This is a genomic window from Variovorax sp. 01N429 (assembly GCF_056399425.1).
The window spans coordinates 162,639-184,243 of sequence record NZ_JBFTRG010000011.1; the positions used below are offsets into that span (position 1 = coordinate 162,639).

Sequence of the window (21,605 nt, forward strand, 5' to 3'; positions counted from 1 at the left end):
ATTTTAGGTGGCGGGGCTATAGTCTTCCCCGCAAAACCCGGCCAGAAGCAGTTCCAGTGATTGCCGCCTACGAAATCACCCTCGCCCACGCGTCCGACGCTTCGGACATCGCCGCGTTGTCGCGCGACGCGATCGAACGCGGCCTTTCGTGGCGCTGGACACACCGGCGCGTGCTGCGCGCCATTCGCGATCCGGCGACCAACGTGGTGGTGGCCCGGCGTGGCGGGGTCCTGCTCGGCTTCGCGATCATGCAATATGGCGACGACGATGCGCACATCGTGCTCTTCGCGGTCGAAGGTTCGCAGCGCCGCGCCGGCTTGGGCAGCGCATTGCTGAGTTGGCTCGAAGCGACCGCGGCCATTGCGGGCATCCACACGATCCGCCTCGAAGCCAGGGCCGGCAACGCCGCCGCGAAATCGTTCTATCGTCGGCACGGATTCACGGAGTACGGATCCAGCCCCGGCTATTACGAGGATGTGGAGGACGCGGTGCGCATGGTCAAGCGGCTTGGTCCTGAGCCAGCGCCTTGAGCAAACGATCGGGCAAACGATCGAGCAAACGGTGCTGCTTCATGCACTACGCGGCGCGGCCCCATCCCATGAAAGCCCGCACGGCGTCACGCTGCTCGAGCGTGTCCTTGCGCCCGAGCGCCATCAGTTCCCGCGTAAAAGCCGATTCGAAGAGCAGGTAGCTGGCAAGTGCCGAGCCCTTGAGATCCGTTGTCGCGGCCGGCACCGCGGGTTGGCCGAGCAGGCTGCGCACCGAGGCGGGCAGTGCATGGGCATGCTTCGCAGCAATAAGGTCGACGCGCTGCGACGGGGCGATCAACAGCAGTTCGACCGGCTGGAGTGCCGTGCCGCGACGCGCTTCGGGCGGGATCAGCGCAAGGGTCGCATTGATGCGTCGAAGGCGTTCCACGTCCGCGGTGAGCGAGTCGAGAAAGATGCTGGAAAGCGCGTGGCCGGCGATTTGTGCCAGTGACGGATAGCCGGTCAGTGCGTTGGGCGCCAGCACGTGGTCGGGTTCCTGCATCCGGCCGGCCCCGACGGCGAGGATGCGCCGTGCGCCCAGATGAATGGCTGCGGCCAGCGGTGCGGACTGCCGCATGGAGCCATCGCCGAAATACTCGGTGTGCTTTCCGGCTTGCAAGGCCGTTGCCGGGAACAGGAACGGGATTGCCGACGAGGCCAGCAGATGTTCGTGCGTGATCTGCGCCGGTACCGCTTGCCGCTTGGACCGGACCCAGGGCAACTGGTGCGGACCCGCCTGGTAGAACGTCACGTGCTCGCCCGAGCTGTAGCTGGACGCCGTGACCGCCAGCGCGTCAAGATTTCCCTGCGACATCAGCTCAGGCAGTCTTTCGAGCGAGACGAGTTGCTCCAGGAGCTCCCGCAGCGGCGCGTTGTCGAGCAGCGAGCGCAGGCCGCTGCGTCGCCAGCGTGCGATCAGCCAGCCTGCCGAAAGCAATCGCGCCCAAGGTGCATCGCTGCGCAAGCCCGTAAGGGCGTCCGTCCGGTAGATCTGTGCCGGCTTGAGCCTGGCCCACACGTGTGCGATCTTGTGCACCGTGGCGTCGAAGTCATCGGCGCCCGAGGCCAGTGCGGCCGCGTTGATCGCGCCTGCGGACGTGCCGGTGATGATCGGAAAGGGGTTCGCCCTCCCCGGTACAGCGGCGTTGCGTCGAAGCTTCACCAAGGCCTGAAGCACGCCGACCTGGTAGGCGGCGCGAGCGCCGCCGCCGGTCAGCACGAGGCCGGTGACGGGCGGAGAACGGGAGGGAGATGCGGTCCGGACAGATGGCATGTGACGCGCCCGAGCGTACCCGGCCTTTGCCTTCGGGCGTAGGGTCAAGCGATTTGCCGCCGGAATGCCTGGTCAGCGGCGCACTAGACTAGCTGCCATTCAGGAGTTATCCATGGCAGTTACACAAGAGGCGGTCACGAACGCGCTCAGGTCCGTCCTCGATCCCAATACGGGCAAGGATTTCGTCAGCGGCAAGGGCTTGAAGAACCTTCAGCTCAACGGCGGAGACGTCGCCTTCGACATCGAACTGGGTTATCCGGCAAAGAGTCAGATACCGGACTTGCGCAAATCCTTCATCGCGGCTGCGAAGACGGTCCCGGGCGTGGAGAACGTGTCCGTCAACATCACCACCAACGTCGTCAGTCACGCAGTGCAGCGCGGTGTGCAGCTGATGCCCAATGTGAAGAACATCGTCGCGGTGGCGTCAGGCAAGGGCGGCGTCGGCAAGAGCACCACGGCGGCCAATCTGGCGCTCGCGCTGGCGGCCGAAGGTGCGAAGGTCGGTCTGCTCGATGCCGACATCTACGGACCGAGTCAACCCATGATGCTCGGCATCGATCGCCGGCCTGACAGCGCGGACGGCAAGACCATGGAGCCGCTCGAAAACCATGGCGTGCAGGTCATGTCGATCGGCTTTCTCGTCGATCAGGACCAAGCCATGATCTGGCGGGGGCCGATGGCCACGCAGGCACTGGAGCAACTGCTTCGGCAGACGAACTGGAAGGACCTCGACTACCTCATCGTCGACATGCCGCCCGGTACTGGCGACATCCAGCTCACGCTTTCGCAGCGGGTGCCGATGACGGGTGCGGTCATCGTCACCACGCCGCAGGACATCGCGCTGCTCGACGCGAAGAAGGGGATCAAGATGTTCGAGAAGGTCGGCGTGCCGATCCTCGGCATCGTCGAAAACATGGCCGTGCACGTGTGTTCCAACTGCGGACACGTGGAGCACATCTTCGGCGCCGAGGGCGGCCGGAAGATGGCGGAGGAGTACAAGATGGACTACCTGGGCGCGCTGCCACTGGACATCAACATCCGCCTGCAGGCCGACAGCGGCAAGCCGACCGTCGTGGCCGACCCGGACGGCGAAGTGGCCGGTATCTACAAGGCCGTCGCCCGTCGGGTGGCGGTAGGCATCGCCGAAAAGGCAAAGGATTTCTCGGCCAAGTTCCCGACGATCACGGTCAGCAAGGACACCTGACTCGGCGCTGCGGAGGCGGAAGTTGTTTTTTTGACATGTAGGACAACACCTATTTGACGTCTTGTAACAATAGCTCAAACTCCGGCAGCTCCCTTGCGGGCGCTCCCACATAACAGGAGAAGAGTTAAATGGCAGCTTCCAACGCGGGCGTCTTCGACGGAGACGCAATCACTGGCAATCCCGGCGCGCGGCCGGGAATTCTCGACAAGGAACGAATCATCGCGGGGGCCGGCTTCAACCGCTGGCTCGTCCCGCCCGCGGCATTGGCCATCCACCTCTGCATCGGCATGGCCTATGGCTTTTCGGTGTTCTGGCTGCCGCTGTCGAAGGCGCTGTCGGCTGCGGGCACGGGCGCCCAGTCCTGTCCCAAGGACATGAGCTTCTTCGCCGAGCTGTTCGCCACCGGCTGTGACTGGCGCATTGCCACCCTGGGCTGGATGTACACGCTCTTCTTCGTCTTCCTGGGCTGCTCGGCAGCGCTGTGGGGCGGCTGGCTCGAACGCGCGGGTCCGCGCAAGGCTGGAGTCGTGTCGGCAGTTTGCTGGTGCGGCGGCATGCTCCTGTCCGCCCTTGGCATCTACCTGCACCAGTTCTGGCTGATGATCATCGGCTCGGGCGTGATCGGCGGTATCGGCCTTGGGCTCGGCTACATCTCGCCGGTGAGCACGCTCATCAAGTGGTTCCCTGACCGCCGCGGCATGGCGACCGGCATGGCGATCATGGGCTTCGGCGGTGGCGCGATGATCGGTTCGCCGCTGGCTGTGGACCTGATGAAGAATTTCTCCAGCCCGACCGACGTCGGCGTGATGCAGGCCTTCGTCGTCATGGCGATCGTGTATTTCGTCTTCATGATGGGCGGCGCATTCGGCTACCGAGTGCCGCCGACCGGCTGGAAGCCCAAAGGCTGGACCCCGCCGGTGGCGCGTGCCGAGAACGCGATGATCACGCAGCGCCACGTCCACGTGAAGAAGGTGTGGGGTATCCCGCAGTTCTGGCTCGTGTGGATGGTGCTGACGATGAACGTGAGCGCGGGCATCGGCGTGATCGGCATGGCCAGCCCGATGCTGCAGGAAGTGTTCGGCGGCCACCTGATCGGCGTCGCCAAAAGATTCGGCGAACTTGACAAGACTCAACTCGCGGCGATCGCCGCGGTCGCAGGCGGATTTGCGGCGCTGCTGTCGCTCTTCAATATTGGCGGGCGCTTCTTCTGGGCGAGTCTTTCGGACAAGCTCGGCCGCAAGCTGACCTACACCGTGTTCTTCGTGCTCGGTGGGGTGCTCTACTGGAGCATTCCGTCCTCTGCCAACCATGGCAGCATGCTGTTGTTCGTCGGCGCCTGCTGCATCATCGTCTCGATGTACGGCGGCGGCTTCTCGACGGTGCCCGCTTACCTCGCCGATCTTTTCGGCACGCAGATGGTCGGTGCCATCCACGGTCGCCTGCTGACTGCCTGGGCCACGGCCGGCATCCTGGGCCCGGTGGTCGTGAACTACATGCGCGAATACCAGTTGGGGCTCGGCATCCCGCGCGAGCAGGTCTACAACCAGACCATGTACATCCTCGTGGGGATGCTCGTGATCGGGCTGATCTGCAATCTGCTGGTGCGGCCGGTGGCCGACAAGTACTTCATGAGCGAAGAAGAACTCGCGCACGAAAAGAAGCTCGCGCATGAAAAGGCGCTTGCCGCCGAGGTGGGATCTGCAGCCAATGGGCGCAGCAACGACGCCGTCACCCCGATGGTGGTGTGGCTGGCCTGGCTGGCGGTGGGTATTCCGCTGGCCTGGGGCGTGTACCGCACGCTGCTGGCCGCGGCGAAGTTCTTCGCCTGACGCTGGCGGAGCGGCGCCCGCGCCAACAGCGGGCGCCCGAGGTGAAGAAGGCGCAGGGCGAGGGAGCGCACAGGTTACGGAACAGGCGCAACAAGTGACAATGTTCCCCAGACATGGACAGCCTCGACCTGATCAGGACCTTTCGCGAAGTCGCTTCCCATGGGAGCTTCTCGCGCGCCGCCGCCAAGCTGGACGTCTCGAAAGCCACGGTCAGCAAATACATCGCCGAGCTGGAGTCCCGGCTCGGGGTGCGGCTTCTCAACCGTTCGACACGCGCCGTGAGCCTGACGGATGCCGGCTCCCTGCTGCTCGAACGCAGCAAGCCGATGATGGAGATGTTCGAACTCACGCAAGCCGAGGTGCAGGAGCACGCGAGCCATCCCACCGGTCGGTTGCGGATCTCGGCACCTCTGGGGGCGGGACAGGGCGACCTGCCCAAGTTGCTCGGTGAGTTCATGGGGCACTACCCCGACGTCAACATCAGCCTGCACTTGACGAACCGTGCCCTCGACATGGCCGAGCAAGGCATCGACATCGCACTCCACTTCGGTCCGATCGAGGACGAGAACCTCATCGTTCGCAAGCTCGCGCGCCGAAACCTCGTGGCCTGTGCGTCGCCGGTGTACTGGAAGAAGCATGGCAAGCCGACGCATCCGAGCGATCTCTCCCGGCACGATGCGCTGACTTTGTCGCGCCTCGGGCTGCATCCCGAGTGGCGTTTCGAGGTCGACGGCAAGCCCTTCGACGTGCCCGTGAAGAGCCGCATGGACGCCACGGAAGCTGCGCCGCTCATCCAGGTCGCCTTGCAGGGCTTCGGTGTGATCTATCTCGCCGAGATGCTGGTGCAGCCTCACGTGGACCAAGGTGAACTCGTGCCGGTGCTGCACGACTACGTTCGCAGCGATATGTGGCTGTCGGCTGCGTATTTGCAGCGGCGCCACAACAGCGCGGCCTTGCGCGCGCTGCTCGATTTTCTCGAATCGCGCTTCAGCGGGCGGACCAAGGCCAAGAGTTGACGGGCCGGGGCCGCGTCGGATCACAACAAGGAGACAACATGCGACCCTGCTTTCGGCCTTTGAATCTTTTCGCGATGTTCTCGCTGGCCGTGGCGCTGGCCGGATGTGGCGGCATGACGACCGCACCGCCCCAGCGCCAGCTCATGCTGGTCGCGAATGACGAAAAGCAATCCTGGGACGACGCAGGCGCCGTCAAGCTCGGCGCACCAGGGCGCGACACGCTGCAGATCCTGGACATCGGCACCGATCCGCTGGCGCCCCGGTCGATCGGAACACTCCCGCTGGACAACACCATCGCCGGCCCGCCGACCAACCTGGCGATCACGGCCGACGAAAGGCTGGCGCTGGTTGCCAATTCGGTCAACGTGGTCGAGGAAAACGGCGTTCGCCGCCAAGTGCCCGACAACCGCCTGTTCGTGATCGACCTCACTGCGACGCCGCCCAAGCTGATCGACACGATCACCGTCGGCAAGCAGCCATCCGGGCTCTCGATCAACAGGGCGGGCACGCTCGCGCTGGTCGCGAACCGCGCCGACAACTCCGTCAGCGTGCTTCGCATCGCGGGGCAGAAGGTCACGCTCATCGACACGGTGCCGATGGGCGAATCGGTATCGCACGTGCGCTTCACGCCCGATGGGCGGCGTGCGCTCGCGGCCAAGTTTCCCAATCACAAGATTGCGCTGCTCGACGTCGACGGCGAAAAGGTCACCTACAACAAGGTCGATCTCGCGGTCGGGCTCTGGCCCTACAACGTCGACGTCACGCCAGACGGCAAGCTCGCATTGAGCGCCGACAACGGCAATTCGGGCGCCTCGGATGGTCAGGTCGACACCGTGAGCGTGATCGACCTGGAAGCCAGGCCGCCACGGGTGATCGACAAGGTGGTGGTCGGCGACGGCCCCGAAGGATTGGCCGTCAGCCCGACCGGCAAGCTGGCGGTGGCGGTCATCCTGCGCGGCAGCAATGCGGCCAAGAACGCCTACTTCTACAACCGCAACGGCTCCGTCGTGGCGATGAAGATCGACGGCAAGAAGGTCACGCGCGGGAACGAGGTCGAGGTGCGCGGGCTGCCTGAAGGCGCGGTCTTCAGCGCGGACGGCAGATATCTCTACGTGGGCAACTTCCTTGACCAGGACATCACGATTCTGCGCGTAGACGGTGACACGCTGGTCAACACGGGCAAGTCGTTTGGGCTCGCGGGACATCCGGCTTCGATGCGGGGCCGGCTCACGCATTGACCCATTGATGCATCGGCCCGATGGCAGCGCTCAAATTTGCCTGCTTGAAACGAACAGGAAGGGATTAATCCTTCTGTTTCGGTCTTTCGGAAACGACCTGCCCGCCTAAGCTTCCTGCAGTCCATCAAAAACAGGAAGAGGTATGGCAAGACTGATCATCCTGGCCCGGCGCAACAGCGTGCGGCAGGTCAACATCGCGACTCAGATCACCACCATCGGGCGATCCGGCTCCAACAATGTGTGCATCGACAGCGAGAGGGTGAGCCGGCATCACGCGGCGATCCAGTGGACGGGCGACGGATTCCTGCTGACCGACATGGGCAGCCGCAACGGCACGTTCGTCAACAACCAGAAGGTGAGGGCGCGTGCATTGAGCAATGGCGACGCCATCGTGATCGGCGATTGCCAACTACGGTTCTTGTACAGCAGCACGGAAGTGTCGGCCGCCGAAGCATTGCGGCTGCTGACGACACCTGACGATCTCCTGCAGCCCACCTCGATACGGTGAGCCGCCGGCCCTTCAGGAGGCCATCAGCGCCTCGGCCTTGCGCTGAGGCATCGGTGCGGGCGCGCTCGGGCGGCGTTCGTTGACCAGGCGGGCGGCGAGCTGCGCCGCCATTTCCAGCTTCTTGAGGTCGCGCGCTTCGACGGCTGGATCGGTGCTGAAGCTGAACGAATAGAGGCTGCCGTAGGTGTTCCCGTTGGCCAGCAGTACCGGCGCGCTGAGATAGCAACCGGCGGGCACCCGGGCATGCAGCACCTGCTTGCAGAAGGCCAGTTCCAGCGGTTCGGCCTGTTCGTCGATGAACTGAGCGCCGTGGGTAGGTTGCGAACGGTGCGACACGCGCCTGCCATCGATCACCTCGCAGGCGAAAGCGGCTTCCATCCCGTGCTGCTCACGCAGGAGCTTGAGAACCTGGTGGATTCCGTTGTCGACAAGCGGGTCGCAAAGGTCCGAGGTGGCGATGAGCAAATCCGACACGGTGACCTGCAGGGCATCGTGGGCGTAGTCGCGATCGTTGTAGTAGCTCATGCGGTGACCTCGTTTCTGATGGCTTGATTGGAGCGCACAAACCGCATCTCGCCCAAAAATGAGAACTATGGTTTCGTATTTTTGGAGACGTTTGTCACAAAAGTACTACAACCATCATTCGGTGGTTTCACACGCGCTTCTCTGCCTCGGCGTGAAAGAATGGCCGCCCACATGAACGACCCTCAACCGCCCTTCGTTCAAGGGCAACTCCTCGCACTGCCATGATCGCCTCCCTCCGCCTTGGCTGGCGAACGCTCTGGCGCGACCTTCGCGCGGGCGAACTTCGCCTTCTGATCGTCGCCGTGCTGCTCGCGGTGGCGGCGCTCACCGCCGTGGGCTTCTTCGCCGACCGGCTCAAGGGCGGGCTGCAGCGCGATGCGCGCCAACTCCTGGGGGGCGATGCAGTCCTGGCCAGCGACAACCCGACGCCGCCGGCCTTCATCGAACGTGCGCGGGCGCTGGGCTTGCAGGGCGCGATCACCTACGGGTTCCCGACCATGGCGCGGGCTGGCGATGCGCAGGGCGGCGCGAGCAAGCTGGTAGCGCTCAAGGCGGTGTCGGCCGGGTATCCGCTGCGCGGCAACCTGCAGGTCAGCCAGGACCCGGCTGCGGCCGGCGAGGCGACCCGTGAGGTTCCGGCGCCGGGCGACGCATGGGTCGATGCCTCGTTGCTCGATTCGCTGGGGCTGAAGGTGGGCGACACGCTGCTTCTTGGCGACGCAGGGCTTCGTGTTGCGCGCGTGATCACTCTCGAACCCGACCGGGGCGCCGGTTTCATGAGCTTTGCGCCGCGGGTCATGCTCAATCAGGCCGATGTGCCGCGCACGGGACTGGTGCAGCCGGCGAGCCGGGTGAGCTATCGCTTCGCGGTGGCGGGTGAAGCTGGCGCGGTGAAGCAGTTCAGCGATTGGGCCGATGAAACAATCAAGAAGGCGGAGGTGCGCGGGGCGCGGCTCGAATCCTTTGAAAGCGGTCGCCCCGAGATGCGCCAGACGCTCGACCGCGCGGAGAAGTTTCTGAATCTGGTCGCGCTCCTCGCAGCCTTGCTGTCGGCGGTGGCGGTCGCCCTGGCGGCGCGCGGATTTGCGGCCCGCCACCTCGACGATTGCGCCATGTTGCGGGTGCTCGGGCAAAGCCAGCGCACCATTGCCGGGGCTTACGCGTTCGAATTCGCGGTCATTGGCGTGATTGCCAGTGCGCTCGGCGTCGCCATCGGATTTGCCGTGCATTACGCATTCGTGCTGCTGCTGGCCGGGCTGGTCGAGAGCGCTCTGCCCGCGCCGACGCTTTGGCCGGTCGCATTCGGCATGGGCGTGGGCCTGACGTTGCTGTTCGCATTCGGCCTCCCTCCAGTGCTGCAACTGGCGCGCGTGCCGCCGCTGCGGGTGATCCGCCGCGACATCGGCGGTCTCAAGCCCACATCGATTGCGGTGCTGGGCCTGGGAGTGCTTGGGTTTGCCGCGTTGCTGGTGGCGGCCAGCAGCGACCTGAAGCTGGGGCTGATCGCGGTGGGCGGCTTTGCCGGCGCAGTGGCCGTGTTTGCATTGCTGAGCTGGATTGCCGTGCTGCTGCTGCGGCGCAGCGTCAACGAGACCACGGCGCCGCGCTGGCTGGTTCTGGCGACGCGCCAGATTTCGGCCCGGCCCGTCTATGCGGTGGTGCAGGTCAGCGCCTTGGCGGTCGGCTTGCTTGCCTTGATCCTGCTCGTGCTTCTGCGCACCGATCTGGTCTCGAGCTGGCGCAAGGCCACTCCGCCGGACGCGCCGAACCGCTTCGTGATCAACGTGATGCCCGACCAGAGCGCGGACTTCCAGAAGACATTGCGCGACAGCGGCGTGAGCAAGTTCGACTGGTATCCGATGATCCGCGGCCGACTGGTCTCCATCAACGGCAAACCGGTGTCTCCGGACGACTATGCGGACGACCGCGCCAAGCGGCTCGTGGACCGCGAGTTCAACCTCAGCAATAGCGCCGATGCGCCTCCCCACAACATCATCACAGCCGGCGCGTGGAAGCCCGGTGCTCCGGGCGAGGTAAGCGTCGAGGCGGGCCTCGCCGAAACGCTCGGACTGAAGCTCGGCGATACCTTGCGCTTCGACATCGGCGGCATGCAGAACGAGGCGCGCATCACCTCGCTGCGCAAGGTCGACTGGGGATCGATGCATGCGAACTTCTTCGTCATGTACACCGTCGCCGACATGGCCGATGTGCCAGTGACCTACATGGGTGCGTTCAGGGCGCCCGACGTGAAGGGATTCGACAACGCGCTCGTGCGGACCTACCCGAACGTCACCAATGTCGATATGAGCGCCACGATCAATCAGGTCCAGCGCGTGCTCGATCAGGTCATTCGCGCCGTCGAGTTTCTCTTCGGATTCACGCTGGCGGCGGGCTTGGTGGTGCTTTTCGCGTCGGTCACCGCCACGCGCGAAGAACGGGCTCGCGAATTCGCCGTGATGCGCGCGGTGGGTGCACGGGGCAGCCTTCTGCGCCAGGTCCAGCGCGCCGAGTTGGCCGGCGTCGGCCTGTTGGCGGGCTTTCTCGCGAGCATCGTCGCCTCGGTGATCGGCTGGGCGCTGGCGCGCTACGTGTTCGACTTCACCTGGACCGCATCGCCCTTCGTGCCGATCGCGGGAGCGCTCGCTGGCGCGGTGCTGGCGTGGGCAGCCGGCTGGTGGGGGTTGCGCGAAGTGCTGCGGCGGCCAGTGGTCGCGACGCTGCGGCAGGCTTCGGAATAGAAGCGATGAAGGGGATGGAACCGAACAGAGCCGCTAGGGGTGCTTCAGCACCTCGTCGCGCAACTGCGGGAACACTTTCGATACCTTCGCCAGCAGATAGTCGCCGTACCTGCCGTTGAACGCATGCACGTTGGCACGGTCCCAGCGGGCGGCGCTATCGTCTTGCGCCTCGGCGCCCGCGAGACCTTCGATACGCTGCACGCGCGCCTCGAAGTTCGGGTCGAAGAAAAGCGGGAACGAAAGCCTGTCGCGGCCCGATGTGTTGCGCGTCACGCGATGCGGGGTCGACTTGTAGAGCCCGCCCGTCATTCGGTCGAGCATGTCCCCGATGTTGCAGACGAACGAGCCCGGTACGGGCGGCGCGTCGATCCAGCCTTCCGGCGTGCGCACCTGCAGACCGCCGACGTCGTCCTGATGCAGGATTGTGAGCAAGCCATAGTCGGTGTGTTCGCCCACGCCCCAGAGCACATCCATCCCTTCCGGCACGGGCTGGGTCGGGTAGTTGAAGATGCGAAAGAGGATCAGCGGATCGGCGGTATAGCGCTCGGCAAAATATGCGGGCGGCAGGCCGAGGCTCACGGCGATGGCTTGCATCAGGCGATGGCCGAGCTTCGTCACCTGATCGATATAGGCGAGCACCGTCTCGCGAAAGCCTTCGATGTCGGGAAACAGATTGGGCCCGTGCACCGGCGTGCCCGCCTGCACCAGCGGATGGGTCTCGGGCATCTCGGTGCCGAAGTAGATGCCTTCCTTCCAGTCGGGCCGACCCGAGGTGAGTTCGCCGGCGAGCGGGAAATAGCCCCGCCAGGCGCGGCCGCCGAGCGCCATGCGCCAATGCATCTTGGCCGGCTCGTCGAGCGAGAAGAAGCGGCGGCTGAGATCTTCCAGGCGCCGGACGAGCGATGGGTCCACGCCGTGGCCGGTCACGTAGAAAAAGCCGTGCGCCCGGCAGGCGGCTCCGATTCGCGATGCGGCCTCGGCGAGTGCGCCGGCTTCGTCGCCGAGCGCGGAAAGCTCGATGACCGGCAGGGCGCCGCCAGCGGTGGAAAGGGGCAAATCAGGCATCCCCGCATGTTGCCCCAACTCTTGGGGACAATGTCGGCCATGCAAATTCAGGACAAGCCGCCATTCGATACGCCCTTCGAATGGATCGGCGGCGAAACCAAGGTTCATGCGCTGGTCGAGCGCTTCTACGACCTCATGGACCTCGAGCCCGCCTATGCGCAACTGCGGGCGGTGCACGGCACGACGCTCGACAACGCGCGCCAGCGTCTTTTCTGGTTCCTTTGCGGATGGCTGGGCGGCCCGCAGCACTACACCGATCGCTTCGGACATCCGATGCTTCGCGCCCGGCATTTGCCGCAGAGCATCGGCGGCCATTCGATCGGCATCAAGGAACGCGACCAGTGGCTGGCGTGCATGGACCAGGCAATGGGCGAAACGGGCGTGCCGGAAGACCTGCGCAAGCGCCTTCGCACGTCGTTCTTTCAAACAGCCGACTGGATGCGCAACAGGGGCGAGTAGGTGACGCGGTTCAGCGAGGGGTTCAGCGCCGCGAAGGCGCCAGCAGCACCACCAGCGCACCGGCGCCGCCTTCCGCCGGCTTGGCTTGCACGAAGGCCAGCGTTTCGTTCTTCTGGATCAGCCAGCGCTGCACCTTGGCCTTGAGCACGGGTTGCTTGCCCGGCGAACCCAGCCCCTTGCCATGAACCACGCGCACACAGCGTATGCCCTGCTTGTGCGCATCGCGCACGAAGGCGCCGAGCGCGTCGCGGGCCTCGTCGCTTCGCATGCCGTGCAGGTCGATCTCGCGCTGAATCGACCATTCGCCCGCACGCAGCTTGCGCGTCACATCGGTGTTGATGCCGGGCCGGCGAAAGCTCATCGCGTCGTCGGCATCGAGCAACGTGGTGACGTCGAATTCGTCGGACAGGGATTCGCGCAGCACGCGTTGCTCGTCCAACTGCTGCTGCACGGGGATGGGCGCCGGTGGTTCGGGCGCAAGAGGGACGGCCGCTTTCCGCCGCAACGGTTTGGTCGCGCCTATGGCACGCGCGAACAGGTCTTGCTCGGCCGCGCGCTTCTTGTGCGCCGCCGCTCGGATGGCCGCCTCAGCGGCTTCCCTTTCGCGCTGTTCGACCAGTGATTGTTGAACGTGCTTGAGATCGGCGAGGCTCTTGAGGTTCTTGGGCTTGGAAGGCATGCGTGGCAGACGGAATTCGGCGGGTTCGGGCGGCGACAACCATTGTCCACATTTGCAATTCAGGAAAGCCGTGGCGTCAGACCAGCCCGCGCTCGGCCATCGAAAGGCTGGAACCCCTGGAGACGATCACGTGGTCGAGCACGCGCACATCGATGAGCGCCAGCGCGGTCTGGAGCGTTCGCGTCAGCATCTCGTCCGCGCGGGAGGGCTCCACGCAGCCGCTCGGATGGTTGTGGGCCAGCACCACGGCGGCGGCGTGGTGGTGCAGGGCGCGGGTGGCCACCTCGCGGGGGTAGACGCTGGTTTGCGTGAGCGTGCCGCGAAAGAGCTCCTCCATGGCGATCAGCCGGTGCCGCGCGTCCAGGAAGAGGGCGGCAAACACCTCGTGCGGGCGCGCCCCGAGATGAAGCTGCAGGTAGTCCTTCACTGTTTCGGGTGATTCGAAGAGGGTCTTCTTCTTCCCTCGGTCGGCAAGGACGCGACGGGAGAGTTCAAGCACGGCCGCCAGCTTGGCGCGCTTGGCCGTGCCGCCCAGGCCCTTGACGCGCTTGAGGTCGTCGAGGCTGGCGTGGAGCAGCCCCGCGAGGCCGCCAAACAGAAGGAGGAGCTCTTGCGACAGCTGCAGCACGTTCTTGCCAGGGATGCCCGTGTTCAGCAGCAGGGCCACCAGTTCGGCGTCGGCCAACGCGGCGGGGCCGAGATTGATGAGTCGCTCGCGCGGCCGCGATTCTTCGATCAGTTCCTTGAAAGACATGTCTTGTACGGGGTTCGAGCCCCACTCCCTAAAATGTGGGCCCCAGTCTAAAGGGACGTCTCACCTTGTCTTCGACCACTCGCCCCGCCGTCGTCACCGCCGGTTCCTTCCTGACCCTGCACTACCGGCTCGCCGGCCCCGCGGGCGACATCATCAACACTTTCCAGGACAAGCCCGCCACGCTGTCGCTCGGCACGGGCGAACTCTCGCCCGCCATGGAGCATCGCCTGATCGGCATGGAAGAGGGCACGCACGCCACATACGAGCTGCCGGCAGGCGACGCCTTCGGCGAACGCAATCCCGAGATGCAGCAGTGGGTCGCGCGCAAGCTGCTCGCGCAGATGGGCGATCCCGACGAGCAATACGCCGTCGGCGACGTGGTGCAGTTCCCAACCCCTGACGGCACCGGCAGCTATGCTGGCGCCGTGATCGAGTCGAGCGACTCGGCAGTGCACTTCGACTTCAACCATCCTCTCGCGGGTCAGCCAGTGACCTTCGAGGTCAAGCTGATAGGCGTGCTGTGAGCGGCGTCGAAGAAGTCATCCTTGCCGAACCGCGCGGCTTCTGCGCGGGTGTGGACCGTGCCATCGAGATCGTCGAGCGTGCCATCGCGAAGTTCGGCGCACCGATCTACGTGCGCCATGAGATCGTGCACAACACTTTCGTGGTGAACGAACTCAAGGCGAAGGGCGCGGTCTTCATCGAAGACCTTGCGGAAGTGCCCCCCGGTTCGACGCTGGTTTTCAGCGCCCATGGCGTCAGCAAGGCCGTGCAGGCTGAAGCGCGCGAGCGCGGCTTCGACATATTCGACGCCACCTGTCCGCTGGTGACCAAGGTCCACGTCGAAGTGGCCAAGCTCGCGAAGGAAGGCTACGAGTTCATCATGATCGGCCACAAGGGCCACCCTGAAGTCGAGGGCACGATGGGACAGCTCTCCAGCGGTATCCATCTCGTCGAAGACGTGGCGGATGTCGCGAGTGTCTCGCCAGCGCAAACCGAAAAGCTGGCGGTCGTCACGCAGACCACGCTGTCGGTCGACGACGCGGCCGAGATTTCCGCCGCCGTGCGCGCGCGCTTCCCCAGCGTGCGCGAGCCCAAGCAGCAGGACATCTGCTACGCCACCCAGAACCGCCAGGACGCCGTGAAGATGCTGAGCCCTCAGGTCGATCTGGTGATCGTGGTCGGCAGCCCGACCAGTTCCAACAGCAATCGCCTGCGCGAGCTGGCGCAGCGCCTGGGCACCGAAAGTTACATGGTCGACTCTGCCGCCGAACTCAAGCCTGAATGGTTCGACGGCAAGATCCGGGTCGGCTTGACCGCAGGCGCCTCGGCCCCCGAGGTGCTGGTGCGCGACGTGATCGACCGCATCAAGGCGCTCGGCGCCGTGTCGGTGCGCAAGATGGACGGCATACAGGAAACCCTCAAGTTCCCGCTGCCGAAGGGCCTGAAGCTCGACGACATTCCTGCGCCGGGGCATATTTCGTGAGCGGCGCCAAGACGGGCTGGCGCGCCGAGATCGAAGCCGCCGCCGCGCGCATGCAAGACCGCGTGCCAGGCTTTCTGCGCGAAACGCCGCTTTGGAAGCTCGATGGCTCCGCTCTGGGTATGAGCGTGAAAGGCGTGGAGATCTGGCTGAAGCTCGAACATCTGCAGACCAGCGGGAGCTTCAAGGCGCGCGGCATGATGAACCGGCTGTTGGCCAACGACATACCGGCGAGCGGGGTCATCGTTGCCTCGGGCGGCAATGCGGGCATTGCGACGGCCGCCGCGGCACAGGCACTCGGCGTGCATTGCGAAGTCTTCCTTCCGATGGTTTCGCCCGAAGCCAAGCGCGCGAAACTGCGCTCACTCGGCGCTGAGGTGGTGGTCGGCGGCGAAGCGTATGCGAACGCGCTCGCTGCCTGTCTGGAGCGCCAAGGCGCCACAGGCGCATTGCTCACCCACGCCTACGATCAACCCGAAGTGGTGGCCGGCGCAGGCACGCTGGGGCGTGAGATCGAGCGCCAAGGTGGTCTGCCCGACTCAGTGCTCGTCAGCGTCGGCGGAGGTGGCCTGATCGGTGGACTCGCGGCATGGTTCGAGAAACGTGCGCGCGTCGTCGCACTCGAACCTGAGCGTGCGCCGACGCTGTTCCGTGCTCGCGAGGCTGGCCAGCCGGTCGACGTCGAGGTCGGCGGTATCGCAGCCGATTCGCTCGGCGCAAAGCGCATCGGCGCGATCGCGTGGGACGTCACGCAAGGCCATGTGCGCGATGCGCTGCTGCTGTCGGACGACGCGATCCGGGCGGCGCAGTCGTGGCTTTGGAAGGAACTGAAACTTGCCGTCGAACCCGCCGCTGCCTTGCCGCTGGCCGCGTTGCAGTGCGGCGCCTACGCGCCGCGAGAAGGCGAGAAGATTTGCCTGATCGTTTGCGGTGCCAACGTCGATCCAGCGACCCTGGGCTGAGAGTTCAGCCCTGCGCTGGTGCCTGCTGGCAGTTCACCATCCAGGGCACGCCAAACTTGTCTTCGAGCATCCCGAAACCGGCTGACCAGAAAGTGGCGCCGTAGGGCATCGTCACCTTGCCGCCTTCGGACAGTGCCTTGAAGAGCTGTTCGCCTTCCTTCACGTCCTTGGCTTGGACCGAAAGCGAAAAGCCTTTGAAGCCTTCGAAGTTGTACCCCGGTGGTGCATCGGACGCCATGATCTGCTGACCGCGCGCGTGCAGCGTGGCATGCATGATCTTGTTCTTGAAGTCCGCCGGCATCTCCGCACCCATGGGGCTTTCTCCGAAGGTCATGCTGAATGCAATGTTGCCGCCGAGGCACTTGGCGTAAAACGCGAATGCTTCGGCCGTGTTGCCGTTGAATGTCAGATAGGCTTCCATGCGATCTCCTTGAGCTGAAGTGGTCGGGGGGAACGATGCTACGCGCACCTAAAATCGCGCAATGCTCGATATCACTCTGTTACGCAAGGACCTCGCTTCGGTGGTCGCGCGCCTCGAAACGCGCAAGAAGAACCAGCCCTACCTCGACGTGGCAAGGTTCAGCGCACTCGAAGCCGAGCGCAAGACCTTGCAGACCCGCACCGAGGAATTGCAAGCCCGCCGTAACGCCCTCAACAAGCAAATCGGCCCGTTGAAGGCCAAGGGCGAATCGGTCGATGCGCTGATGACGGAGGTCAACGCACTCAAGGCGGAGCAGGAATCCTCGGCCACGCGTCTCGACGAACTCCAGCCTGAACTGCATGCATTGCTGTTGGCCGTGCCGAACCTTCCGCACGCCAGCGTGCCGGTCGGCGAGGACGAAGCGGCCAACGTCGAAGTCCGCCGTTGGAGCCCGAAGAGCGGCGCCGGCGGTTCCGCAGCGCCGCTGCCATTCGCAGCCAAGGATCACGTCGATCTCGGCACGCCGCTCGGGCTCGATTTCGAGACCGGCGCCAAGCTTTCCGGCTCGCGCTTCTCCGTGATGAAGGGCCCGATCGCTCGCCTGCATCGTGCGCTCGCGCAGTTCATGCTGGACATCCAGACACAGCAGCACGGCTACACCGAGTGCTATGTGCCGTACATCGTCAACGCCGACACGCTGCGCGGCACCGGTCAGTTGCCCAAGTTCGAAGGCGATCTGTTTGCTGCGAAGAAAGGCGGTCAGGACGGTGAACCGGCACCTGATCATTCGGCGCTTTACCTCATCCCGACGAGCGAGGTCCCGCTGACCAACTTCGTGCGCGACGAAGTGGTGGCGGAGGCCCAGTTGCCGATCAAGCTCACCGCTCACACGCCATGCTTTCGGTCGGAAGCGGGCAGTGCCGGCCGCGACACCCGCGGAATGATTCGCCAGCATCAGTTCGACAAGGTCGAGATGGTGCAGATCACCCATCCCGAGAAGAGCTACGAGGCGCTCGAAGCGATGGTGGGCCACGCCGAGGCCGTGCTCCAGGCGTTGGAACTGCCGTACCGCGTCGTGCTGCTGAGCACAGGGGACATGGGTTTTGGTTCGACCAAGACGTACGACCTGGAAGTGTGGCTGCCGGCGCAGGACACTTATCGCGAAATCAGTTCGGTCTCCAATTGCGAAGCCTTCCAGGCGCGTCGACTGCAGGCTCGCTTCAAGAATGCACAGGGAAAGAACGAACTCGTGCACACGCTCAACGGCTCGGGTCTGGCGGTGGGGCGCACGCTGGTTGCGGTTCTGGAGAACCATCAAAAGGAAGACGGTTCGGTCAATGTGCCGGCTGCATTGCGGCCCTATCTGGGCGGCCTCGAAGTGCTGCGCGGCTGAGAAAACGCGCTTTTTGGTCTGCTAGAATCGCGGGCTCGACAGACACCGGAGAGGTGGCAGAGTGGTCGAATGTACCTGACTCGAAATCAGGCGTACGTGCGAACGTACCGAGGGTTCGAATCCCTCCCTCTCCTCCAAACAAAAGCCCCGACAGCGAAAGCTGCCGGGGCTTCTTGTTTTGGGCCGCGCGGAGAAAAGCGCCCGCTCAGGCCGCCGTCATATCCGCGCTTTCAATACGTCGGGCGTACGCAGCAAGCACGATCCGTTCGGAGTGCACCAGATAGTCGCCAAGCTCGTTCGAAGCCTTGGCAAATTCCCCCGCTTCGGCCAGTTCCAGGATCTTCATGTTCATGTCGACGTACGGCGCGTGCAGGAATTCAGGGTCCTGCAGCAGCCCGAACGCGAGCCGCAGTTCGGCCAGCACCTGCGCGAACATCAGGTTGAGGCGCTCACTGTCGGCCAGCTGGACGATCGACATGTGAAAAGCCATGTTCGCTGTGCCGACGCCCAGCCAGTCGGACGCAGCGCGGCTGCGCATTCCAGTTTCGACGGCTTCTCGCATGCGTGCCTTGGCGGGGTGGCGCGGGTACGCCTGCCTCAGGGCCTGGCATTCGATGAGCCGGCGTACACGGTAGATATCGATGATGGACGCGATGCTCGGGATCGCTACGAACACACCTCGGTTGGGCGCGTGCTTGAGCAAGCCGTCCTTGGTCAGAACCCGGAACACCTCTCGCAATGTGTTGCGGGAGATTTGGAGCCTTTCGCTCAGGGCTTGCTCCGACAGGCGTTGGCCCGGTGAAAACTCACCCTGGGTAATCATCCCGCGAAGCTGCTCGGCCACGCGCTCGCCGAGGGTCAGGAGAGTCGATGGCACCGGCGCGATTTGTGTCATTGATGGCATGGAGAAGTTGCCAGCGGTTGTAGCAGATCAGTGAGTCACGCACGCATCTCCCGCAACCCTAGCGCGGGTTTGCACCAATGATTTGCGACGAATGATGGATCAACAATCAATGTATTGTTCAACAATGTCATAGATTTAAACCAGTCAATGAGAATTCTGGTTGATCGAATGGCACGCATTTTGCGACGGCTGGAGCAGGTCCTGTTCTTTTCCTGCCTCATTTAAGGAGCGATCCCATGGCGAGCGACATTCATCTTTGGCCCCTCATCGGCGTGGCCGTGATCATTGCGGGCTTCATCCTGCGCTTCAATCCGATGCTGGTCGTGATCGTGACCGCGGTCGTGACGGCCTTCGCTGCCGGTTTTCCGATCGAAAAAATCCTCGCGACGATCGGTATCGGCTTTGTGAAGACACGCAACCTGCCGCTGATCATCCTGTTGCCGTTGACGGTGATCGGCTTGCTGGAGCGACATGGGCTTCGCCAGCACGCACAAGACTGGATCAGCCGCATCAAATCGGCCACCGCCGGGCGGCTGCTCATCGTCTATCTGGCCGCGCGGCAGCTGACGTCGGCCGTCGGATTGACGAGCCTCGGCGGCCATCCGCAGATGGTCCGGCCGCTGCTCGCGCCCATGGCCGAGGGCGCCACCGAAGCGCGCTATGGCAAGCTGCCCGAAACTGTGCGACACAAGCTGCGCGCGTACGCCGCTGCGACTGACAACGTCGGTCTGTTCTTCGGCGAAGACATGTTCGTGGCCTTTGGCGCGATCGTGCTGATGACCACTTTCCTGCACGAGGCGGGCATCGACGTCGAACCCATCCACGTCGCCTTGTGGGGCATCCCGACCGCGATTTCGGCATTTGTGATCCACGCCTGGCGATTGCGCAGGCTCGACAAATCGCTGGCCGCCGAACTGGCAAAGAACCCTGCCGGTTCGGAGTCCGAAGTGGCGCCAGCCGCCATCAGCAAGCAGGGAGTCTGATCATGCTGTCCATCGTTCACCTCTACTACCTGGTCGGCGCGATCCTGGCGCTCACGGCGATGATGACGCTGGCCGACCGCCGGCATCCCAAGCGCTACTCCAGCGCATTGTTCTGGGGCCTGTATTCGCTTGTGTTCCTGGTCGGCGACCAATTGCCGCCCGTGTGGGTTGGCGTGGGTGCCATCGTAATGGCACTGATCGCCGGATTCGGCGGGGTCGGCATGGGCCATCATGTGACCCGCTCGGCCGCCGAGTACGCCGCCAGTGCCAAGCGGCTGGGCAACAAGCTCTTCGTGCCGGCGCTGGCGATTCCGTTGCTGACCATGGCTGGAACGCTCTCCGCGAGCCACCTTGTCGTCGGCGGCGTGCCCTTGCTGGACCCGAAGAACACGACGCTGGTGAGCCTGGGTGTGGGGTGCATCGTCGCGCTCGGCCTGGCCTGCTGGCTGACCCGCGAGACGCCTGCGCAGGCGATCCGCGAATCGCGCCGGCTTACCGATGCGCTCGGCTGGGCGCTGGTGCTGCCTCAAATGCTGGGCATGCTGGGGCTGGTGTTCTCGGACGCGGGCGTGGGCAAGGCGGTGGCATACCTCACGACCAGCTACATCAACATGGATGTGCGCTTCGTTGCCGTGGCCGTCTTCGTGATCGGCATGGCGCTGTTCACCGTCATCATGGGCAACGGCTTTGCGGCGTTTCCGGTGATGACCGGCGGCGTGGGCGTGCCGATCCTGGTGGGCGTGTATCACGGCAATCCGGCGGTGATGGCCGCGATCGGCATGCTGTCGGGCTATTGCGGGACGCTGCTGACGCCGATGGCCGCCAACTTCAACATCGTGCCGGCCGCGCTGCTCGAACTGCCCGACAAGAACGCGGTGATCCGTGTGCAGGTGCCCACGGCGCTGATACTGCTCACGGTCAACGTTTTCCTGCTCTACTTCCTCATGTTCCGCTGAGGGCCATGCCATGAAACACCCACCCGAATCGGAGCGTCGCGTCCTGGTGACGGGCTTCGAGCCCTTCGAGCGCGATTCCGTCAATCCTTCCTGGGAAGTGGCCAGGGCACTGGACGGCTGGGCCTGCGCAGGCGCTCAAGTCAGGGCGGCACAGTTGCCGTGCGTCTTCGGAAAAGCCATCGAACGGCTCGACGATGCCTTGGCCGAGCACCGGCCGACACTGGTCGTCGCACTGGGGCTCGCGGGCGCCCGGATCGATGTTTCGCCTGAGCGCCTGGCGATCAATGTCGACGATGCCCGCATCCCCGACAACGCGGGGCACCAGCCCATCGACGTGCCGGTGGTGCCGGGTGCGCCGGCGGCCTACTTTTCGACCTTGCCGATCAAGGCGATCGTGCGCGACATCCGTGCGGGAGGCGTTCCGGCATCGGTGTCCAACACCGCGGGCACCTTCGTCTGCAACCATGTCTTCTACGCACTGATGCATCGGCTGGCCACGCGGCCGGAACTTGCCGGCGCACGCGGTGGCTTTGTCCATCTGCCTTGCCTTCCGGAGCAGGCGGCCCGCATCGCGGGAGCGCCCAGCATGGCGCTCGCGACGCAGATCGAAGGCGTGCGCACACTGGTGCGAACGGCACTCACCGTGCATGAGGATGTGCGGGAGACCGGCGGCCAGCTTCATTGA

At 64.5% G+C, this 21,605-nt stretch carries 22 protein-coding genes and 1 tRNA gene; 16 read left to right on the plus strand and 7 right to left on the minus strand.

The features are described from left to right. Positions 1–56 precede the first annotated feature (56 nt). Positions 57–530 carry a GNAT family N-acetyltransferase gene (locus AC1DSF_RS20385; protein ID WP_478145373.1) on the plus strand — a complete coding sequence of 158 codons (474 nt, stop codon included), beginning with the start codon at positions 57–59 and terminating at the stop codon, positions 528–530. A gap of 46 nt (positions 531–576) precedes the next feature. On the opposite strand, the gene AC1DSF_RS20390 is transcribed toward AC1DSF_RS20385, so the two are convergent. Continuing rightward, entirely contained in the window at positions 577–1,803 is a 1,227-nt protein-coding gene (locus AC1DSF_RS20390; RefSeq protein ID WP_478183316.1) for a patatin-like phospholipase family protein, read from the minus strand. 112 nt (positions 1,804–1,915) lie between these two features. Here AC1DSF_RS20390 and apbC point away from each other — a divergent pair, with 112 nt between their 5' ends. From apbC to AC1DSF_RS20415, 5 genes are all read left to right on the plus strand, one after another. After that, positions 1,916–3,007 carry an iron-sulfur cluster carrier protein ApbC gene (gene apbC / locus AC1DSF_RS20395; RefSeq protein ID WP_478125573.1) on the plus strand — a complete coding sequence of 364 codons (1,092 nt, stop codon included), beginning with the start codon at positions 1,916–1,918 and terminating at the stop codon, positions 3,005–3,007. Between the two features lie 128 nt (positions 3,008–3,135). After that, on the plus strand, positions 3,136–4,836 hold the full coding sequence (locus AC1DSF_RS20400) for an OFA family MFS transporter (RefSeq protein ID WP_478125574.1): 1,701 nt from the start codon (positions 3,136–3,138) through the stop codon (positions 4,834–4,836). A gap of 113 nt (positions 4,837–4,949) precedes the next feature. Then, a complete protein-coding gene (locus AC1DSF_RS20405) occupies positions 4,950–5,852 on the plus strand; it encodes a LysR family transcriptional regulator (protein WP_478125575.1) in 903 nt (300 codons plus the stop codon). 38 nt (positions 5,853–5,890) lie between these two features. Next, positions 5,891–7,090, plus strand: a complete 1,200-nt coding sequence (locus AC1DSF_RS20410) for a YncE family protein (protein WP_478183317.1) — start codon at positions 5,891–5,893, stop codon at positions 7,088–7,090. 142 nt (positions 7,091–7,232) lie between these two features. Then, entirely contained in the window at positions 7,233–7,598 is a 366-nt protein-coding gene (locus AC1DSF_RS20415; RefSeq protein WP_478125577.1) for an FHA domain-containing protein, read from the plus strand. A gap of 12 nt (positions 7,599–7,610) precedes the next feature. Here AC1DSF_RS20415 and AC1DSF_RS20420 read toward each other — a convergent pair whose 3' ends face one another. Beyond that, complete coding sequence (locus tag AC1DSF_RS20420) at positions 7,611–8,123, minus strand: hypothetical protein (protein ID WP_478183318.1); 513 nt, start codon at positions 8,121–8,123, stop codon at positions 7,611–7,613. A gap of 221 nt (positions 8,124–8,344) precedes the next feature. Here AC1DSF_RS20420 and AC1DSF_RS20425 point away from each other — a divergent pair, with 221 nt between their 5' ends. After that, positions 8,345–10,861: an ABC transporter permease gene (locus AC1DSF_RS20425; protein WP_478183319.1), complete on the plus strand. Its 2,517-nt coding sequence runs from the start codon at positions 8,345–8,347 to the stop codon at positions 10,859–10,861. Between the two features lie 33 nt (positions 10,862–10,894). Here the strand turns inward: AC1DSF_RS20425 and AC1DSF_RS20430 are convergent, their stop codons facing one another. After that, positions 10,895–11,926 carry an isopenicillin N synthase family dioxygenase gene (locus AC1DSF_RS20430; RefSeq protein ID WP_478183320.1) on the minus strand — a complete coding sequence of 344 codons (1,032 nt, stop codon included), beginning with the start codon at positions 11,924–11,926 and terminating at the stop codon, positions 10,895–10,897. Between the two features lie 39 nt (positions 11,927–11,965). On the opposite strand from AC1DSF_RS20430, the gene AC1DSF_RS20435 reads away from it, so the two are divergent. Beyond that, complete coding sequence (locus AC1DSF_RS20435) at positions 11,966–12,385, plus strand: group II truncated hemoglobin (RefSeq protein ID WP_478125581.1); 420 nt, start codon at positions 11,966–11,968, stop codon at positions 12,383–12,385. 22 nt (positions 12,386–12,407) lie between these two features. Here the strand turns inward: AC1DSF_RS20435 and AC1DSF_RS20440 are convergent, their stop codons facing one another. Continuing rightward, positions 12,408–13,064 (minus strand): Smr/MutS family protein, encoded by a 657-nt coding sequence (locus AC1DSF_RS20440; RefSeq protein ID WP_478183321.1) that lies wholly within the window; start codon positions 13,062–13,064, stop codon positions 12,408–12,410. Between the two features lie 76 nt (positions 13,065–13,140). Then, positions 13,141–13,818 (minus strand): RadC family protein, encoded by a 678-nt coding sequence (gene radC, locus AC1DSF_RS20445; RefSeq protein ID WP_478183322.1) that lies wholly within the window; start codon positions 13,816–13,818, stop codon positions 13,141–13,143. 65 nt (positions 13,819–13,883) lie between these two features. Here radC and AC1DSF_RS20450 point away from each other — a divergent pair, with 65 nt between their 5' ends. The 3 genes from AC1DSF_RS20450 to AC1DSF_RS20460 are packed head-to-tail and all read left to right on the plus strand — an operon-like array spanning position 13,884 to position 16,263. Next, positions 13,884–14,342 carry an FKBP-type peptidyl-prolyl cis-trans isomerase gene (locus AC1DSF_RS20450; RefSeq protein WP_478183323.1) on the plus strand — a complete coding sequence of 153 codons (459 nt, stop codon included), beginning with the start codon at positions 13,884–13,886 and terminating at the stop codon, positions 14,340–14,342. Continuing rightward, positions 14,339–15,304, plus strand: coding sequence for a 4-hydroxy-3-methylbut-2-enyl diphosphate reductase (gene ispH, locus AC1DSF_RS20455; protein WP_478183324.1), 966 nt, complete (start codon positions 14,339–14,341; stop codon positions 15,302–15,304). Before AC1DSF_RS20450 ends, ispH begins: the two co-directional genes overlap by 4 nt. Before the next feature lie 29 nt (positions 15,305–15,333). Then, positions 15,334–16,263: a threonine/serine dehydratase gene (locus AC1DSF_RS20460; protein ID WP_478145406.1), complete on the plus strand. Its 930-nt coding sequence runs from the start codon at positions 15,334–15,336 to the stop codon at positions 16,261–16,263. Positions 16,264–16,267: 4 nt separating this feature from the next. Here the strand turns inward: AC1DSF_RS20460 and AC1DSF_RS20465 are convergent, their stop codons facing one another. Next, on the minus strand, positions 16,268–16,684 hold the full coding sequence (locus AC1DSF_RS20465; protein ID WP_478125586.1) for a VOC family protein: 417 nt from the start codon (positions 16,682–16,684) through the stop codon (positions 16,268–16,270). 61 nt (positions 16,685–16,745) lie between these two features. On the opposite strand from AC1DSF_RS20465, the gene serS reads away from it, so the two are divergent. Beyond that, complete coding sequence (gene serS, locus AC1DSF_RS20470) at positions 16,746–18,077, plus strand: serine--tRNA ligase (RefSeq protein WP_478125587.1); 1,332 nt, start codon at positions 16,746–16,748, stop codon at positions 18,075–18,077. A 47-nt stretch (positions 18,078–18,124) separates the two neighbouring features. Beyond that, positions 18,125–18,214, plus strand: a tRNA-Ser gene (locus AC1DSF_RS20475). 68 nt (positions 18,215–18,282) lie between these two features. On the opposite strand, the gene AC1DSF_RS20480 is transcribed toward AC1DSF_RS20475, so the two are convergent. Further along, a complete protein-coding gene (locus AC1DSF_RS20480; RefSeq protein WP_478183337.1) occupies positions 18,283–18,972 on the minus strand; it encodes a GntR family transcriptional regulator in 690 nt (229 codons plus the stop codon). 245 nt (positions 18,973–19,217) lie between these two features. Between AC1DSF_RS20480 and AC1DSF_RS20485 the strand changes: the two genes are divergently transcribed. Genes AC1DSF_RS20485 through pcp form a run of 3 tightly spaced genes read left to right on the plus strand, consistent with a single transcriptional unit; the run spans position 19,218 to position 21,605 of the window. Then, positions 19,218–19,964 carry a DUF969 domain-containing protein gene (locus AC1DSF_RS20485; protein WP_478183325.1) on the plus strand — a complete coding sequence of 249 codons (747 nt, stop codon included), beginning with the start codon at positions 19,218–19,220 and terminating at the stop codon, positions 19,962–19,964. Next, positions 19,964–20,920 carry a DUF979 domain-containing protein gene (locus AC1DSF_RS20490; RefSeq protein ID WP_478183338.1) on the plus strand — a complete coding sequence of 319 codons (957 nt, stop codon included), beginning with the start codon at positions 19,964–19,966 and terminating at the stop codon, positions 20,918–20,920. The genes AC1DSF_RS20485 and AC1DSF_RS20490 overlap by 1 nt, the downstream gene beginning before the upstream one ends. Before the next feature lie 10 nt (positions 20,921–20,930). Beyond that, on the plus strand, positions 20,931–21,605 hold the full coding sequence (gene pcp, locus AC1DSF_RS20495; RefSeq protein WP_478183326.1) for a pyroglutamyl-peptidase I: 675 nt from the start codon (positions 20,931–20,933) through the stop codon (positions 21,603–21,605).